Raw genomic sequence first — 15,078 nt, forward strand, 5'->3', positions numbered from 1 at the left:
CGGTCGGCCCGCTCGGTCACAGCCCCTGCTGCGACCTCGCCTTGAAGGCCGCCTTGCGGGCCTCCTTCGCCACCTTCTTGTCGGGGTGCAGCCGCCCCATCGCCTCCAGGACGTCCGCCGTCGCGGGATGCTCCACCCGCCACGCCTGGGCGAAGAAACCGCTGTGCTGCTGGGCGAGGCCCTCGACGAGGCCCTGGAGCTCATCGGAGTTGCCCTCGGCGGCGAGCTGCGCGGCGATCGTGTCGATGGTCAGCCAGAAGACGAGCGCCTCCGACGGCGCCGGCACATCGGCGGCGCCGTGCTCGGCGAGCCACACCCGGGCGAGCCCGCCGAGCTCCGGGTCGTCGAGCACCTCGCGCAGCGCGGGCTCCGCCTCGCCGCCGGCCAGGGACAGCGCCTGCTGGCAGCGGAGCCTGCGCAGCGGCGCGCCCTCGTCGCCGCCGCGCGCCGCGGCCAGCAACTCCCGTGCCGCGTCCAGCGGTTGCTGCCGGGCGAGCCACAGCTCGATCTCGGCCTGCGCGGCGGCCTGCGGGAAGCCGGAGGTGCCCTCCAGGAGCACGTCCGCGCCCTTGTCGGCGAGTTCGCCGACGGCGGGCGCGTCGACGCCGGCCTCCAGCATGCGGGCGCGGATGCCGTAGAGGCCCAGCGGGGTGAGCCGCACCATGCCGTAGCGGGTGACGTCCTCGTCGTCGACCGGCGCGGGTTCGGCCACCGGGCCCGTTTCGTCGATCTCCGCCATGAGGGCCTCGTCGACCGGCTGGTACTCGACCAGGCCGAGCGGTTCGAAGAGGCGGAACTGGTCGTCGAGCTTCATCATCGCGTCCGACACCTGCTCCAGGACGTCGTCCGTGGGCTCGCCCATGTCGTCGGGGACGATCATCGAGGCGGCGAGCGCCGGCAGCGGCACCGGGCCCTCGCCTCCCGCGGCGTCGCCCACGGTGAGCAGGTAGAGGTTGCCGAGGACGCCGTCCAGGAAGTCGGCCTCGGCCTGCGGGTCCCAGCCGAGTTCGCTGAAGTCGACCTCGCCGTTCTCCTCCAGGACGTCGAGGAGGTCCTCCATGTCGGGCACGGTGGCGTCCCCGTACACGGTGTCGAGGGCGCCGAGCCAGATGCCGAGGACGTCCTGGGGACCGCCGGAGGAGAGCAGTGCGAGCTCCTCGCCCTGGGTGACGGTGCCCTCCGCACCCGCCCCCTCACCTTCCTCCGCGTCCGTGACCTCGACCAGGCCGGTGTCCACGGCGATGCGCCAGGCCTCGCTCGCGTGGGCCGCCGCGTCGGGGTCGTCCGCTGCGAGGCCCAGCTCGGCGGCGGCCGCCGGGAGCTGCGCCTCCTCGAGTTCGCCGCCCGCACCGACCCTGGTCTCGGGGCCGGCCCAGCGGGCGAGCCGCACAGCGCGGGAGAGCAGCGGTGTGGCGAGCGCCGCCCGGGCGAGTTCCGCTTCGGAGTGCAGCAGCACCGGCGGCAGGGTGGCGGGGCTTACGGACATCGGCTGGTTCTCCTCCGGGGGTGCGGGCGCCGAGGGTACGGGTCGGCAAGGCGCAAGCCTAGACGGATTTGGCCGTATGCCGCCCGGTTCATGTCCCTGTCAGAAGGCGTACGGGCATTGGGCACCCGTTCAACCTTGACAACTCCCCTGGTCACACACGAGATTGACGCGCGTAGAGCGCCTGTTCGGGACGCCTCTCGCCCGCTGCGTTTCCCTCAGTTCCCTCCCTTCCCTCATCCGGAGTTCCCTGATGCCCCACATACCGAGAACCGTCCTGGTCAGCGCCGCCACCGCCACCGCCCTCGCGGCCGGTCTGCTCGCCGTCTCCTCGCCCGCCGCCTCGGCCGACGAGGTCCGTATCCACGACATCCAGGGCACGACCCGGCTCTCGCCGCTGGCCGGGCAGCAGGTCACGGACGTGCTCGGCATCGTGACCGGCGTCCGCGGCCACGGTTCCAAGGGCTTTTGGATCCAGTCCGCCGAGGCCGACGCGGACCCGGCCACCAGCGAGGGCGTCTTCGTCTACACGGGCTCGGCGGCACTCACCGTCGAGCCCGGCGACGCGGTCCGGGTCTCCGGGACGGTCGGGGAGTACGTCCCCGGGGGCACCAAGTCCGGCAACCAGTCCCTCACGCAGATCACCAAGCCGACGGTGACCGTCGAGTCGTCCGGCAACGCGGTGCCCGCCCCCGTCCGGCTCGGCGCGAAGTCCGTGCCCGCCCGGTACGCGCCCGCCGGTGACCCCGCGCAGGACAACAGCGTCAACGGCCTGCCGCTGAAGCCCCGTACGTACGCCCTGGACCTGTACGAGTCCCTGGAGGGCATGAACGTGGCGGTCGGCAGCTCACGCGTGGTCGGGGCGACCGACGCGTACAACGAGCTGTGGGTGACGGTGAAGCCGCACGAGAACCGCACCCGGCGCGGCGGCACCGTCTACGGCTCCTACGACGCGCAGAACGGCGGGCGGCTCCAGATCCAGCAGCTCGCGCCCGTCTCCGAGCACCCCTTCCCGAAGGCGAACGTGGGTGACGTCCTGAAGGGCGGCGCCGAAGGGCCCCTGGACTTCAACCAGTTCGGCGGCTACACCCTCGTCGCCCGTGAGCTGGGGGACCTCCGCGAAAAGGGTCTCGTACGGGAGAAGACGCGGCGCCAGGCCAAGAGCGAGCTGGCGGTGGCCACGTACAACGTCGAGAACCTCGACCCGACCGACCCACAGACGAAGTTCGACGCGCTGGCCGGGGCCGTCGTGACGAACCTCGCCTCGCCCGACATCCTCGCCCTGGAGGAGATCCAGGACGACAACGGCGCGAAGAACGACGGCACGGTCGCAGCGGGCGCGACCCTGAAGAAGTTCACGGACGCGATCGTCGCGGCGGGCGGGCCGCGCTACGCGTGGCGTTCCATCGACCCGGCGAACAACAAGGACGGCGGCGAGCCCGGCGGCAACATCCGCCAGGTCTTCCTCTTCAATCCCGAGCGGGTCTCCTTCACCGAGCGCGCGGGCGGCGACGCGACGACGGCCACCGAGGTCGTACGGTCGGGCAAGCGCGCCGCGCTGAGCCACTCCCCCGGCCGGATCGACCCGCAGAACGCGGCGTGGGCCAACAGCCGCAAGCCGCTGGCCGGCGAGTTCGTCTTCCGCGGCCGCACGGTCTTCGTCATCGCCAACCACTTCGGGTCCAAGGGCGGCGACGAGGGACTCACCTCGCATCACCAGCCGCCGGTGCGCTCCTCGGAGGCCCAGCGGCTGCGGCAGGCGCAGGCCGTGAACGGCTTCGTGAAGGACATCCGCGAGGTCGAGCGGAACGCGGACGTCGTCGTGCTCGGCGACATCAACGACTTCGAGTTCTCGGCGACCACCAAGGCCCTCACCGACGGCGGGGCGCTGCGCGCGGCCGTCACGTCGCTGCCGAAGAGCGAGCGTTACTCGTACGTCTACCAGGGCAACTCGCAGGTCCTCGACCAGATCCTGACCAGCCCCGGGGTCGGCGACGAGGACGACTTCTCCTACGACAGTGTGCACATCAACGCGGAGTTCACGGAGCAGAACAGCGATCACGACCCGCAGGTGTTGCGCTTCGAGCCGTAACCGGGACGGGCGCGGGCCGGCTCACCCGTAGAGGTGGTGCAGCCAGTCCTGCCAGGCCAGTTCGGTGCGTTTGGTGTCCGCCTGCGGGCCGAAGTCGTGCACGCAGACGCGTACCGGCGCACCGAAGTGGTCGCGGCCGAAGAAGCGGTGCAGGGTGTCGTCCGTCCGCAGGCCGATGAAGTACCGGCTGCGGAAGTCGATCACCGCGTCCAGTTCCTCGCCGGGTGCCTCCACGCGGATCCGGGCGCCGTCGGCCGCGTCGTCGGGCAGGCCGAGGGCGCGGGCGAGGCGCGCGAAGGCGTCCGGGGTGACCGAGGTGGGCGGACCGTTGAGCGCGGAGAAGACGGCGGGGCGGCCCGCGAAGTACGCCAGGTACTGGCGCAGCGTGTGCAGGTGGAAGTCGGTGCGTCTGAGGGCGTCGTCGTGACGGCGGTCCCAGTCGTCGGCGAAGGTGCCGCGCTGGACATAGCGCAGCCAGGAGCGCCGGCCGCTGTCGCGCGGCTCGATGGTGTGGTCGAGTTCGTCGAGCCGGTCCAGCCGGTCGAGCCGGTCGAGCCGGTCCTGCCGGTCCTGCCGGTCCTGCCAGTCGGGGGGCTGCCCCGGGCCGCGGTCCGGGCCCTGGACGCGGGCGGTGAGGCGGTGCGGCGGCTCCCAGCGGGTGACGGTGCCGCCGAAGGGGGCCGCGCCGCCCTCGCGCGGCTCGTACTTCATGGGCCACAGCCAGCCGCCGGTGCCGGTGGTCAGGGCGGCCCAGACCTCGGCGGGGGAACCCTTGACCTCGAACTCCCGGGCGATCTCGAAGCGCTTGCCGCCGTCGGCGGGGCCTTTCGCGGGGACGTCCAGCATCCCCCCACCGTCCCGCCGACACCTACCTCTGTCCAGGCGGGCGGAGCTGTCGGTGGCAGGACGCCGCGAATCTACGCACGGCCCGGTACGAAGTTGTACGCGAACCGGTACCGGGCGACCGAACCGCCGCTCGCGACGCCGGGGAACTCGCGCACGCGCCGCCACTCGGGCGTCGGCGATCCCACTCCGTCGCCTGCGGCGGCGAGCGCGTCGATGTGCGCCTGCTCGCTCTCCCATTCCGCGTAGTTGAGGACCTGCCCGCCGTCCGTGCTGACGTGGAAGTGCGCGGAGATCAGCCCCTTGTCCCGCACCGGGTCGCTGTCCAGGGCGGTCAGCACGGTGTCGACCCAGGCGCGCGGACGGTTGCCGTCTTGAGGGTTTGGGGAGGCGTCGGTGTTCTCGAAGTGAACGTTCACGATCACGACGGCGCCGGGCTCGCTGTCCGTGCGACGGCCCGCGCCGTCGGTCCAGCTGCGGTACAGCCGTGTCTTGGCGAGACCGAGGCGCTCTATGCCGGGTACGGCGGCGTCGATGTCGGCGTTGCGCGCGTCCCTGCCGTTCCCCGTGCTCGCGAAGAAGTCCTGGTACGCCTGCTCGTCCCGCCACTGCGAGTGGTGCAGGAGCGTCGAGCCGTCGGAGCCCGCGTACACCGAGTACGACAGGAGCCCCTCGTGCGGCCAGGGGCGGCTCTGCCAGGCCCGCGCGATGGCGTCCAGGGTGGCCCGCTGCCGTTCGGGCGAGCCCGTGCTCCAGGTGCTGAGGAAGGTGAGGCCCGCGTCGGGGCGGGCCGGGTCGGGGTGGGTGCCGGTGCTCTGGGTCGTGGTCGTAGGCGTGGTCGTAGACATGGCTGTCCATCCGTCCGTTTCGGGGCGTGTCGGTGCGGGTCGGTCCGGGGCCGGTGCGGGACCGGCTCCTCCGTGCACACCCCACGTTCGGACTTCAACCATGGTTCAGGTCAAGTCATATCGGCTCGTGATCGTGATCCGGTACGGTCACCGCGCCGAGGAGCGGCCGCTTCGCCTCCCGGCCGTCGCCCGAGGAGCGGCCCCGCGCCCGCCGCCACAGCCACGGGCCCATGAACCCGGTGCACCAGCGTGCCTGCGCCGTCACCTCCCCCCACACCGACACCGGGGCGAGCGGCGGCAGCGTGGCCAGCCAGTTCTCGTGGCCGGGCAGGCCGAGGGCGTCCGCCATCCCGGCGGCGATCCTGGCGTGGCCCAGCGGGCTCGCGTGCATGCGGTCGCCGCTCCACAGCCGCGGGTCGCTGGTGACCCGGTGCGGGAAGGTGTCGAGCACCGTCACGCCGTGCCGGTCCGCGGCGGCGCGGATGCGGGCGTTCAGGTCCAGGACGCGGGGCAGCGCGCGCCGCGCGAGCGGGGAGATCCGCCCGATGTCCGGGAAGGTCACGGTGGCCACGTGCGCGCCCGCCGCGGTGAGTTCGGTGAACATCTCCTCGATGTCGGCGGCGACGCGGGCGGCGTCGAAGCCGCCCGGCCGCACCAGGTCGTTCATGCCCGCCATGACGGTGACCAGGTCCGGTTTCATCGCGAGCGCCGGGCCCAGCTGCTCCGCCTTGATCCGCGCCGTGCGCCGGCCGCGCACGGCGAGGTTGGCGTACACGAGGTCCGGATTCACCGCGGCGAGGATCTCGGCGAGCCGGTCCGCCCAGCCGCGGTAGCCGTGCGTCTCGTCGCCGTCCCCGATGCCCTCCGTCTGGCTGTCGCCGAGCGCGACGTAGCGTGCGTACGGATGGTGCTGCGTGGTGGTCATGGGCAGAGCTTCCTCCGGGCACCTGACCTCGTCAACGCGGCGGTTTCAGCGGTGCGGGCGCGGGCCTGTGGCGCGGGAGCGGCTCAGCGGAGGTGGCCGCCGCCGTCCACAGGCAGCGCTTCCCCGGTGATGTACGAGGAGTTCACGAGGTCGGTCCCCGCCTCCGCGATGCCCTCGGGGCGTCCGACGCACCCCAGTACGGGACCGGCCGCACCGCTCCGACCGGCCCTCACCGCCGACACCCCGGCCCCGCCCCACCCAACGCCGAAGGGCGGGCCCGCCTCCGTCAAGCGGCAGCGGCCCGCCCCGTCGAAAAAGACCGTCCCGTCAATCCGGCCACCGCCCGGCCACCCAGCGGACGCCGACCGCACCGCCGAACCCCGGTCACACCACCGCGCACCGCCAAGACACCCCGGCCCCGCCCCACCCAACGCCGAAGGGCGGGCCCGCCTCCGTCAAGCGGCAGCGGCCCGCCCCGTCGAAAAAGACCGTCCCGTCAGTCCGGCCACTGCCCCGTAACCCGGCGGACGCTGACCGCGCCGCCGCGTTGCACCGCGGCCTTGACCACGGCGAAGATCGCCCCCTGGAGTGCCGCCGCGGCGAGGATCTCGCGCCAGGCGCGGTCCTCGTCGTGGGCGTCCGGGGCGTCGTCCTCGCCCGCGACCATCTTCCACGTGCGGTTGAACAGGGCGCTCGCGGCCATGCCGCCGAGCATGCCGAAGGCCATGCCCAGCGGCTTGTAGAGCATCGTGGCCTTGCTCATCGGCGGCCACCCCGCTTCCGGCCGCGCAGCACCACGTACGCGAGCAACGCGCCCGCCCCCGCCGCAACGAACGCCCCGGGGCGCCGGCTGCCGGCCCGTACGACGCCGGTCGCGACGGCCCGTACCGGCTCCGGCGTGTTGTCCTGCACGCGCCGCGCCACCTCGGTGACCTTCTCCTCGGCCTGGGCCACGGCCTGGTGCTCCTCCGCGCGCGCCTTCGCCCCGAGCACGGCTCCCTTGGCCAGGGCGGCGCCCTCGATCGCCTTGCTCTTCACCTGTGCGGCGCCTTCGATCGCCTTGCCCCTGACCTGTGCGGCGCCTTCGATCGCCTTGCCCTTGACCTGCGCCGCGCCCTCGATCGCCTTCTCCTTCGTCTGTGCCGTGCTCCCGGCGGCCACGTTCTTCGCGTGCCCCGCCTCGCCCGCCGCCTTCTCCTTCGCGCGGGCCGCCTGCTCCGTCACCTTGTCCTTCACCTGTGCCGCCGTTCCACGTACTTGGCTCTTCACCGATTCGGCCTTGTCCTTCGCGCGGGACTTCACGTCCGCCTTCGCCGCCAGTTCCTCGACGGTCTCGCCCAGCCGCCCGCGGGTGTCCTCGATCTGCCGGCGCAGTTCGTCCGGCCCCTTCACGCCCGTACTGTCGGAGCCGTTCGGACTCTTCTGGCCCTTCGGGCTCTGCGGCTTCTTCGGGGTGCTCGTCATCGGTGCGCCCTTCCCTTGATCTCCTCGACGTCCGCCCGGACGCTCTCGATGGCCTCCTCCGGCACCGGCGGTACCGCACGGGCCAGTTGCCCGCGTCCCATCACGGCCAGCACTCCCGCCACGGCGAAGAGGACGCCCGTGACGATGAGGGCTGCCGCCCAGACGGGCAGGGCGAGGGAGAGCGCCGCGATCGCCGTGGCCGCCAGCGCCATGAGTCCGACGTACGCGACCGCGCCGGCCGCCCCGAGGAGCCCGCCGCCACGGCCCGCGCGCTTGCTCTTGGCGGCCATCTCCCGGGTGGCGAGCCGCATTTCCTGGCGTACGAGCTCCGACAGCTGCGCGGTGGCCCGCTCGACGAGCTGCCCCACCGAGTGCTGCGGGCTGCCACGGTCCTGTGAGTGGTCGCGTGTCGACTGCTCGTGCATGGTCCCGGTCACGGGTGCCGCCTCCCTTCCGGCTGGTGGCTGGAAGGGCCGGGTACCCGCGACGGGCCGCGCTATCCCCGTTGGTCCCCGGTCAGCCGGGCCAGCTCCGCCTGGAACCAGTCGAGGCGGGCCTGGAGGAGTGCGGCCTCGGCCATCAGTTCGGGCATGCCGAGCGCCAAGGTCCCGCCTCCGGAAGCCGGTGGGGCCGACGTGACGACCCGCAGCCCCTCCCCCGCCAGCCGCGCGAACTCCGCGACGGACACGGCCGGCCGCGCGCCACGGCACCGTCCGCACGCCGGTTCGAGGGCCCGCCATCCCGGCCTGCCCCACCCGGCGTCGGCGAGGAGCGTGGCGGCGGCGCCGCAGTCGCACGGCGGCACCGTCGCCTCGCGCACCCGCTGCCTGGCGTACCGGAAGCCGCGCTCGAAGCGGATGTACACCCCGAGCACCGTCACTTCGAGGAGCACCGCCCTGCGATGCTCGGCGGTGCACAACAGCCCCTCGGCGGTGGCACGGTCGTGCACGCAGTGGAAGCCGCAGTCGCAGCGGCGGTTGGGGGCGCTGTGCCGTCTGCCGTAGACGCAGCGCGCCTCGTCGAGCACCGCGTACGGCAGGCCCGCGCCGAGGGAGACGCCGGTGAAGGCGGCCCGGGTGCCGTCGTGGGACAGCACGGGGCGGGCGATCTTGTATCCGGTCGGCGGCTCCGTCGGGCGTTCCTCGGGGAGCCGCAGCCTCATCGGCCGGCCGTGGCCTCGACCGGCCGGGGTTCTTCCGCCGACTCGGTGGCCCGGGGGCCTGGTTCGGGCGCGGTCGTCTCGTACTGCCGCCGCGCCGGCTCCTCCTGCCGCGGCTGTTCTTCGGCGATTCCGGTGGCGAGTGCCTTGCCGAGCCTCATGACGCCTCCTAGGGACCGACTGTCCCGCCATGGTGGCCCACGAGAGGCCGATGTGACACCACCATCCGCTCGACCTCACCCCAACTCGCCGCAACCGGGCGCGAATTCACCGCACTCCCGCCCGGAACATGCCTTGCGTTCGCTCCTCGGCCTCCACTCACACATCACCCCATCGCGTGGCGTTACCGCGCTTCACATGCCCACTGCCGCCGCCGCAGGCACCGCCGCTGCCCGCCGGCCGCGAGGCGACCGACGGGCTGTGCGTCGGCTAGCGGTCCGCGAAGACCGGGGTCCAGCGCCCCTCGGAGTCCGCCTTCGGCGAGCGGTAGCCGCTGAGCGGGACGGTCTTCTTGCTCCCGATGGTGACGAGGACGAGACGGTTGCGGTATTCGCTCGTGCCGGGCGCGATGTCCCAGGCGATGAGCCGCTTGTCGTCGGCCCAGGCCAGGAGCTGCTGGCCGGGGATCTTGGCGACGCGCTTGCCGGTGAGGGCGTCATTGATTTCGGTCGCGGTGGTATTGGCACCGCCCGCGAAGTCACCGGCGGCGAGTTTTCCGTTCGGGGAGAGCCCGCCGTCGACGAACCAGCGCAGATGCTTCTCCTTCGCGGGGGTGCTCCGCTCGCGGCCCTCGTAGTCGTAGTACTGCTGGTGCGGCGCGGAGGTGAGGCCCGTGTAGACCAGGGAGCCGTCATGGCTGAAGGCGAAGTCCTGGCGGGTGTTGATGTCCGCGATGCCGAACTCGCCAGTCTCTGTTTTCACCTTGCTCCAACTCCCCTCCCCGGAAGCCACGTCAAGGACGTAGAAGCCGGTCCTGCTCGGGTCGGCGGGGCCCGGCTCCTCGTGCTTCCCGTCGCTCATCGGCCGGTCCTTGTCGAGCCGGTCCGGGTCCTTCGCGTACGTCGTCGCGACGAGCTTCCTGCCGTCGGGCGAGAACTCGACGCCTCCGACCCCGTGGTCCACCGGGATCCAGCGCTCGACCTTGCCCGTCATGAGGTTCAGCAGACCGATCCGCTTCGCGGGCAGGCCGCGCTCCAGGACGGCGGCGGTCCGCATCCCGGGCGCGACGTCGAGCCAGGACCAGCGGGGCGCCTCGCGGTAGGTGCCGGTCTTCTGGTCGAGGAGCCGGTAGGTGCGGGTGACGACGGCGTCGCCGTCGGGCTGCTTAACACGTTTGTTCGTGCTGTAGGCGGCCAGCGCGGTGCCGCCCGCGGCGATCAGCTCGCGGGGCGGTGTCTGGCCGGGGTGTGCGAGGACGTCGCCGCTCCGCAGTTCACTGGCCGGTCGCGGTCCGTCGTCCACGGAGTCCTGGCCGAGGCCCGGTGCCGCCACCGCCACGACGGTGGCCGTCACCACCGCGAGGGAGGCGCCCACCGTCGTCCGGGCCCTGCGCCGCCTGCGCGCGGCCAGCACCCGGCCTGCGAAGTCCCCCGGCACGGGCCCCTCTTGGTCCGCCTGCTCCCGCAGCGACTCACGGACCAGATCTGCCACCTTCACGGTCGTACCTCCATCGGCGAGAAGTCGGGGGAAGCGCTCGTGGGCCGGTCGTCCGGTCCATCGAGCCGCGCCAGCTCGGGCGCGAAGCTCCGCAGCCGGGCCAGTGAGCGGTGTGTCGTGCTGCGCACGGTGCCGACGGAGCAGCCCAGGATGGCGGCCACCTCCGCCTCCGGCAGGTCCTCGAAGTAGCGCAGGACGAGCACGGTCCGCTGCCGTGTGGTGAGTCTGGCGAGCGCCCCGCGCATCACGACGCGCAGCTCCGCCGCTGAGGTGCCGTCGCCGGACGTGGCGCGCTCCGGCGGCTCGGCGACGGCCTGTTCGCGTCGCGGCCACTTCAGCCGCCAGCGGCTGACCTGCTGCCGGTAAAGGATCCGGCGGACGTACGCCTCCGGCTCGTCGATCCGCTGCCACCGTCCCGCCGCCTTGACGAGCGCGTTCTGCAGCAGGTCCTCCCCGGCGTGCCGGTCGCCCCCGCTGAGCAGCACGGCGGTCTTCAGCAGCACCGACGATCTCGTCTCCACGAACTCCCGGAAACTCGCCTGCTCCTGGACATCCATCGTCACCTTCGCTCCCTGGTGGGCCTGTTGCCCTCCGTATGAATGAGGACGGGTCCGGGCACCCCCCGCTATGCCTGTGCCGTGAAAAAAGCGGCCACCCCTCCAGCAGGGATGACCGCTTCTGTCCCGCCGGGGCGGGGATACGTCAGTTGTGGCTGTGCAGCACGTCGTTCAGGCCGCCCCACACCGCGTTGTTCGGACGCGCCTCGACGGTGCCCGTCACCGAGTTGCGGCGGAAGAGGATGTTCGAGGCGCCGGAGAGCTCGCGGGCCTTGACGATCTGGCCGTCGGGCATGGTGACGCGCGTACCGGCGGTGACGTACAGGCCCGCCTCGACGACGCACTCGTCGCCCAGCGCGATGCCGACGCCCGCCTCGGCGCCGATCAGGCAGCGCTCGCCGATGACGATGCGGACGTTGCCGCCGCCGGAGAGGGTGCCCATCGTGGAGGCGCCGCCGCCGATGTCCGAGCCGTCGCCGACGACGACGCCGGCGGAGATGCGGCCCTCGACCATGGAGGTGCCGAGCGTGCCCGCGTTGAAGTTCACGAAGCCCTCGTGCATGACCGTGGTGCCCTCGGCGAGGTGCGCGCCGAGGCGGACGCGGTCGGCGTCGGCGATGCGGACGCCCTTCGGCGCGACGTAGTCCGTCATGCGCGGGAACTTGTCGATGGACGTGACGGCGAGGTGCAGGCCTTCGGCGCGGGCGTTGAGCCGCACCTTCTCGACGTCGTCGACGGCGACCGGGCCGAGCGAGGTCCAGGCCACGTTGGCGAGGAAGCCGAACTGGCCGTCGAGGTTCACGCCGTGCGGCTTGACCAGGCGGTGCGAGAGCAGGTGCAGGCGCAGGTAGACGTCGTGGGCGTCCAGCGGCTTGTCGTCGAGGGAGGCGATGACCGTACGTACGGCGACGATCTCCACGCCGCGGCGGGCGTCCGGGCCGATCGCCTTGGCGGCGCCGTCACCGAGCAGTTCCACGGCGCGCTCGGCGGTCAGCCGCTCGCTGCCGGCGGGACCCGGCTCGGCGACGAGCTCGGGCGCGGGGAACCAGGTGTCGAGGACGGTGCCGTCGGTGGTGACGGTGGCGAGGCCTGCGGCGATGGCGCCGGTGGTGCGGGATGCGTTCGTGTCGGTCATGGGTGAAACCTAACCGGAGGCACGGCGCGCGGGCGAACCGGTCTCAGGGTCCGGGCTGCCCACGGCGACGAGGCGGCCGGTTCACGGGTCCGCCCCGGCCCCGCCGCGAGCACCGCGCACACCGACCCACAGCTGCCCGGGCGCGACGGTGTGCAGCGCCCCGCCGAGTGGCGCCGACAGCACGACGCCGCTGACCGAGACGCCCGGGTACAGGCTCGGGAAGCGGCCCTGGCCGGTGTCTTGTATCTCCCCGCGGTGAGCGGCAGCATCATGGCCACGGCGGTGGCGAGTCCGGTTGCCGAGGGCGAGCACGGCGTACCCCGCGCCGACGAGCAGCCGCCCGGCACCGATGACCCGCAGCGGCGTGCGGCGGCGCAGGGCCGGGGTGACGGGGAGCGTCGAGTACCGCTGGCGGTGGACGAGGTCGGTGAAGAGGACGGTGGGGCGCTGCCGCAGCGCGGCGAGGACGCCGGGCTGCTCCGGTCCGGGCTGCTCCGGTCCGGGCTGCCCCGGTCCGGGCTGCCCCGGCTCGGCCGCCTTGGCGCGCGCCGCGCCGTGTGCGGGCGGCATCCGTCAGGCGTACGCGGCGAAGCCCAGTGTGCCGAGGCCGTCACGACGAAGAGCCAGCCGTACGAGGCGTGAGCGAGGAGCGGGGGCCCCACGGTGAAGCCCACGTTGGCCGCGAGCCGCCACACGGCGAAGCCCTGGCGGCCCGCGCGGCTGCCCGCTGGAGTCCTGCTCCTACCGCGACCGCCTCGCGGAGTTCACCGCGGCGGGCGCGGCGGTGCACGGCGTGTCGTCCCAGCGCCCCGACGGGCATCGGGCGTTCGCCGAGAAGGAGGGCCTGCGGTTCCCGCTTCTTTCGGACGCGGAGCCAGCCCTCACGGCGGCCCTGCGCCTGCCGTCGGTTCCGCGCGGCAGGCGTGAGCCGGATGAAGCGGCTGACGCTGGTGGTGGACCGCGAGCGGGTGGTGCGGGACGTGCAGTAGCCGATTGCGGACGTCACGGCGAGCGTCGAGGCGGTCCTGGCGGCGGTCACGTTCCTGACGGAATCAGCCGGTTGAGTACGTCCCGCGCGTACGCCTCGTCGTACTCGCCGCCCGCGAGCAGCACTTGGAGGCTGATCCCGTCCATCAGGGCGACGAGGGCACGCGCGGTGACCGGATCGGTGCGCGGCACCAGCACCTTGGTGAGCCCCTGGCACCACTCGGCGGCCACGGGACGCAGGGCGGGCCTGCGCAGGGCGGCGAGATAGAGCTCGTACTCCAGTTCAAGACCGGCCCGCTCCCCCGCGAACCACTCGCCGAGGAGGCGGGCCAGCTCCCCCGCGACGTCGGCGTCCGGGTCCGCGAAGGCGCCGCCCGCGGCCATCACCTTCGCGAAGCCCTCGTTGCTCTGCCGCAGCGCGGCGACCAGCAGCTCGTCGAGCGTCTTGAAGTGGTACGTCGTGGAGCCGAGCGGCACGTCGGCCTCGGCGGCGACGGAGCGGTGGCTGAGCCCGGCGATGCCCTTCGCGCCGACCACGCGGATCGCGGCGTCGATGATCCGCTGGCGGCGCTCGGGGTCGTAACGGCGGGGCATCAGTGCGCACCGCCGAGGTTGAGCACGACGACGCCCGCGATGACGAGCACGATCCCGGTGACCTTGAGCAGGCCGGCCGGCTCGCCCATGAACAGCATCCCGATCGCCGCGACGGCGGCGGTGCCGATGCCCGCCCAGATCGCGTAGGCGGTGCCCACGGAGAGCGTCTTGAGGGTCTGCGCGAGCAGTGTGAAGGCGAGCAGATAGCCCGCGACGGTGATGAGTGAGGGCCACAGCTTGCTGAACCCCTCGCTGTACTTCATGGCCGTGGTGCCGGCCACTTCCGCCGCGATCGCCGCGGCCAGCAGTGCGTATCCCATGCGTACGAGTGTACATATCGATGCGTACGGGTGTACGCAAACCCTGCTCACCCGACTCCTGGCCAGACCTTCCTTGCGGATGCGGCGCTGCGCTCAGCGGCACGGTGAACACGACGAAGCCCCCCGGAGGATCCTCCGGGGGGCTTCGAAGCGATGGCGGCTCAGACGTTGAACCCGAGTGCCCGAAGCTGCTCGCGCCCCTCGTCCGTGATCTTGTCCGGGCCCCACGGCGGCATCCAGACCCAGTTGATCCGCAGCTCGTTGACGATGCCTTCCGTCGCGGACTTCGCCTGGTCCTCGATGACGTCGGTCAGCGGGCAGGCCGCGGACGTCAGCGTCATGTCGATCGTGGCGATGTTGGCGTCGTCGACGTGGATGCCGTAGATCAGGCCGAGGTTGACGACGTCGATGCCCAGCTCGGGGTCGACGACGTCGTACAGCGCCTCGCGGACCTCTTCCTCGGAAGCGGGCTTCGTGGACAGAGTTTCCTGCGTACTGTTCTCGCTCATGCGCTCTTCCTCTCGGCGACAGCGGCAGCGTCAGCGGCTGCGGCGCCGTCGGTCTCGCCCAGCGCCTGAGCCGTCGCGTCCTTCCACGCCATCCAGCTCAGCAGCGCGCACTTGACGCGCGCCGGGTACTTGGAGACCCCGGCGAACGCGACCGCGTCCTCCAGGACCTCCTCCATGGCGTCGTCCGGCTCCAGCCTGCCCTTGGACTGCATCAGCTCCAGGAACACTTCCTGGATCTTCCGCGCCTCGGCCAGCTCCTTGCCGACCAGGAGGTCGTTGAGGACGGACGCGCTGGCCTGGCTGATGGAGCAGCCCTGGCCCTCGTACGACACGTCGGCGATCGTCGACCCGTCGTACTTGACGCGCAGGGTGATCTCGTCCCCGCACGTCGGGTTGACGTGGTGCACCTCGGCGTCGCCATCGCGCAGACCACGACCATGCGGGTGCTTGTAGTGGTCCAGGATGACTTCCTGGTACATCGAATCCAGCTTCACGTTCCCAGCCAG

The 15,078-nt window shown here is 72.4% G+C and carries 19 protein-coding genes and 1 pseudogene; 2 read left to right on the forward strand and 18 right to left on the reverse strand.

Annotated features, from left to right (window positions below):
• Window positions 1-16 precede the first annotated feature (16 nt).
• Entirely contained in the window at window positions 17-1,486 is a 1,470-nt protein-coding gene (locus ACOBQB_RS18445; protein WP_423593080.1) for a hypothetical protein, read from the reverse strand.
• Between the two features lie 250 nt (window positions 1,487-1,736).
• Here ACOBQB_RS18445 and ACOBQB_RS18450 point away from each other — a divergent pair, with 250 nt between their 5' ends.
• Window positions 1,737-3,575, forward strand: coding sequence for an endonuclease/exonuclease/phosphatase family protein (locus ACOBQB_RS18450; RefSeq protein WP_423593082.1), 1,839 nt, complete (start codon window positions 1,737-1,739; stop codon window positions 3,573-3,575).
• Between the two features lie 21 nt (window positions 3,576-3,596).
• On the opposite strand, the gene ACOBQB_RS18455 is transcribed toward ACOBQB_RS18450, so the two are convergent.
• The 13 genes from ACOBQB_RS18455 to ACOBQB_RS18515 all read right to left on the reverse strand — a co-directional run bounded on the left by ACOBQB_RS18455 (window position 3,597) and on the right by ACOBQB_RS18515 (window position 12,732).
• On the reverse strand, window positions 3,597-4,421 hold the full coding sequence (locus tag ACOBQB_RS18455) for an SRPBCC family protein (protein ID WP_423593084.1): 825 nt from the start codon (window positions 4,419-4,421) through the stop codon (window positions 3,597-3,599).
• A 71-nt stretch (window positions 4,422-4,492) separates the two neighbouring features.
• Window positions 4,493-5,266: an antibiotic biosynthesis monooxygenase gene (locus tag ACOBQB_RS18460; protein WP_423593085.1), complete on the reverse strand. Its 774-nt coding sequence runs from the start codon at window positions 5,264-5,266 to the stop codon at window positions 4,493-4,495.
• 115 nt (window positions 5,267-5,381) lie between these two features.
• The gene (locus tag ACOBQB_RS18465; protein WP_423593086.1) at window positions 5,382-6,191 is read right to left on the reverse strand and encodes an SGNH/GDSL hydrolase family protein; all 810 of its coding nucleotides are present in this window, start codon (window positions 6,189-6,191) and stop codon (window positions 5,382-5,384) included.
• Between the two features lie 83 nt (window positions 6,192-6,274).
• On the reverse strand, window positions 6,275-6,424 hold the full coding sequence (locus ACOBQB_RS18470) for a hypothetical protein (RefSeq protein ID WP_423593088.1): 150 nt from the start codon (window positions 6,422-6,424) through the stop codon (window positions 6,275-6,277).
• A gap of 263 nt (window positions 6,425-6,687) precedes the next feature.
• Window positions 6,688-6,954 carry a DUF4235 domain-containing protein gene (locus tag ACOBQB_RS18475; protein WP_423593089.1) on the reverse strand — a complete coding sequence of 89 codons (267 nt, stop codon included), beginning with the start codon at window positions 6,952-6,954 and terminating at the stop codon, window positions 6,688-6,690.
• Complete coding sequence (locus tag ACOBQB_RS18480) at window positions 6,951-7,655, reverse strand: DUF3618 domain-containing protein (RefSeq protein ID WP_423593091.1); 705 nt, start codon at window positions 7,653-7,655, stop codon at window positions 6,951-6,953. The genes ACOBQB_RS18475 and ACOBQB_RS18480 overlap by 4 nt, the downstream gene beginning before the upstream one ends.
• Window positions 7,652-8,092 (reverse strand): phage holin family protein, encoded by a 441-nt coding sequence (locus ACOBQB_RS18485; protein WP_423593092.1) that lies wholly within the window; start codon window positions 8,090-8,092, stop codon window positions 7,652-7,654. Before ACOBQB_RS18485 ends, ACOBQB_RS18480 begins: the two co-directional genes overlap by 4 nt.
• Window positions 8,093-8,151: 59 nt before the next feature.
• Window positions 8,152-8,817 (reverse strand): hypothetical protein, encoded by a 666-nt coding sequence (locus ACOBQB_RS18490; protein WP_423593094.1) that lies wholly within the window; start codon window positions 8,815-8,817, stop codon window positions 8,152-8,154.
• On the reverse strand, window positions 8,814-8,975 hold the full coding sequence (locus ACOBQB_RS18495) for a hypothetical protein (protein ID WP_423593096.1): 162 nt from the start codon (window positions 8,973-8,975) through the stop codon (window positions 8,814-8,816). The genes ACOBQB_RS18490 and ACOBQB_RS18495 overlap by 4 nt, the downstream gene beginning before the upstream one ends.
• A gap of 268 nt (window positions 8,976-9,243) precedes the next feature.
• Window positions 9,244-10,470 carry a WD40 repeat domain-containing protein gene (locus tag ACOBQB_RS18500; RefSeq protein WP_423593098.1) on the reverse strand — a complete coding sequence of 409 codons (1,227 nt, stop codon included), beginning with the start codon at window positions 10,468-10,470 and terminating at the stop codon, window positions 9,244-9,246.
• Entirely contained in the window at window positions 10,467-11,027 is a 561-nt protein-coding gene (locus ACOBQB_RS18505; protein ID WP_423598572.1) for a SigE family RNA polymerase sigma factor, read from the reverse strand. The genes ACOBQB_RS18500 and ACOBQB_RS18505 overlap by 4 nt, the downstream gene beginning before the upstream one ends.
• Window positions 11,028-11,172: 145 nt before the next feature.
• Window positions 11,173-12,162, reverse strand: coding sequence for a 2,3,4,5-tetrahydropyridine-2,6-dicarboxylate N-succinyltransferase (dapD, locus tag ACOBQB_RS18510; RefSeq protein ID WP_423593100.1), 990 nt, complete (start codon window positions 12,160-12,162; stop codon window positions 11,173-11,175).
• Window positions 12,163-12,243: 81 nt separating this feature from the next.
• Window positions 12,244-12,732, reverse strand: coding sequence for a hypothetical protein (locus ACOBQB_RS18515; protein WP_423593102.1), 489 nt, complete (start codon window positions 12,730-12,732; stop codon window positions 12,244-12,246).
• A gap of 139 nt (window positions 12,733-12,871) precedes the next feature.
• Here ACOBQB_RS18515 and ACOBQB_RS18520 point away from each other — a divergent pair.
• A pseudogene (locus ACOBQB_RS18520) lies at window positions 12,872-13,151 on the forward strand (peroxiredoxin); the annotation flags it as partial.
• 46 nt (window positions 13,152-13,197) lie between these two features.
• On the opposite strand, the gene ACOBQB_RS18525 reads toward ACOBQB_RS18520, so the two are convergent.
• The 4 genes from ACOBQB_RS18525 to sufU form a co-directional block, all read right to left on the reverse strand.
• On the reverse strand, window positions 13,198-13,743 hold the full coding sequence (locus tag ACOBQB_RS18525; protein ID WP_423593103.1) for a TetR/AcrR family transcriptional regulator: 546 nt from the start codon (window positions 13,741-13,743) through the stop codon (window positions 13,198-13,200).
• Entirely contained in the window at window positions 13,743-14,063 is a 321-nt protein-coding gene (locus ACOBQB_RS18530) for a DMT family transporter (protein ID WP_423593104.1), read from the reverse strand. Before ACOBQB_RS18530 ends, ACOBQB_RS18525 begins: the two co-directional genes overlap by 1 nt.
• A gap of 161 nt (window positions 14,064-14,224) precedes the next feature.
• Window positions 14,225-14,572, reverse strand: coding sequence for a metal-sulfur cluster assembly factor (locus tag ACOBQB_RS18535; RefSeq protein WP_423593106.1), 348 nt, complete (start codon window positions 14,570-14,572; stop codon window positions 14,225-14,227).
• Window positions 14,569-15,066 (reverse strand): Fe-S cluster assembly sulfur transfer protein SufU, encoded by a 498-nt coding sequence (sufU, locus tag ACOBQB_RS18540; RefSeq protein ID WP_423593108.1) that lies wholly within the window; start codon window positions 15,064-15,066, stop codon window positions 14,569-14,571. The genes ACOBQB_RS18535 and sufU overlap by 4 nt, the downstream gene beginning before the upstream one ends.
• Window positions 15,067-15,078 lie beyond the last annotated feature (12 nt).

This window comes from Streptomyces sp. G5(2025) (assembly GCF_049542075.1).
Taxonomy (GTDB): Bacteria; Actinomycetota; Actinomycetes; order Streptomycetales; family Streptomycetaceae; genus Streptomyces.

Coding starts and splice junctions, on each gene's coding strand:
- ACOBQB_RS18445 (WP_423593080.1), bottom strand. CDS start 1,486: ATGTCCGTAAGCCCCGCCACCCTGCCGCCGGTGCTGCTGCACTCCGAA.
- ACOBQB_RS18450 (WP_423593082.1), top strand. CDS start 1,737: ATGCCCCACATACCGAGAACCGTCCTGGTCAGCGCCGCCACCGCCACC.
- ACOBQB_RS18455 (WP_423593084.1), bottom strand. CDS start 4,421: ATGCTGGACGTCCCCGCGAAAGGCCCCGCCGACGGCGGCAAGCGCTTC.
- ACOBQB_RS18460 (WP_423593085.1), bottom strand. CDS start 5,266: ATGTCTACGACCACGCCTACGACCACGACCCAGAGCACCGGCACCCAC.
- ACOBQB_RS18465 (WP_423593086.1), bottom strand. CDS start 6,191: ATGACCACCACGCAGCACCATCCGTACGCACGCTACGTCGCGCTCGGC.
- ACOBQB_RS18475 (WP_423593089.1), bottom strand. CDS start 6,954: ATGAGCAAGGCCACGATGCTCTACAAGCCGCTGGGCATGGCCTTCGGC.
- ACOBQB_RS18480 (WP_423593091.1), bottom strand. CDS start 7,655: ATGACGAGCACCCCGAAGAAGCCGCAGAGCCCGAAGGGCCAGAAGAGT.
- ACOBQB_RS18490 (WP_423593094.1), bottom strand. CDS start 8,817: ATGAGGCTGCGGCTCCCCGAGGAACGCCCGACGGAGCCGCCGACCGGA.
- ACOBQB_RS18495 (WP_423593096.1), bottom strand. CDS start 8,975: ATGAGGCTCGGCAAGGCACTCGCCACCGGAATCGCCGAAGAACAGCCG.
- ACOBQB_RS18505 (WP_423598572.1), bottom strand. CDS start 11,027: ATGGATGTCCAGGAGCAGGCGAGTTTCCGGGAGTTCGTGGAGACGAGA.
- dapD (WP_423593100.1), bottom strand. CDS start 12,162: ATGACCGACACGAACGCATCCCGCACCACCGGCGCCATCGCCGCAGGC.
- ACOBQB_RS18515 (WP_423593102.1), bottom strand. CDS start 12,732: ATGCCGCCCGCACACGGCGCGGCGCGCGCCAAGGCGGCCGAGCCGGGG.
- ACOBQB_RS18525 (WP_423593103.1), bottom strand. CDS start 13,743: ATGCCCCGCCGTTACGACCCCGAGCGCCGCCAGCGGATCATCGACGCC.
- ACOBQB_RS18530 (WP_423593104.1), bottom strand. CDS start 14,063: ATGGGATACGCACTGCTGGCCGCGGCGATCGCGGCGGAAGTGGCCGGC.
- ACOBQB_RS18535 (WP_423593106.1), bottom strand. CDS start 14,572: ATGAGCGAGAACAGTACGCAGGAAACTCTGTCCACGAAGCCCGCTTCC.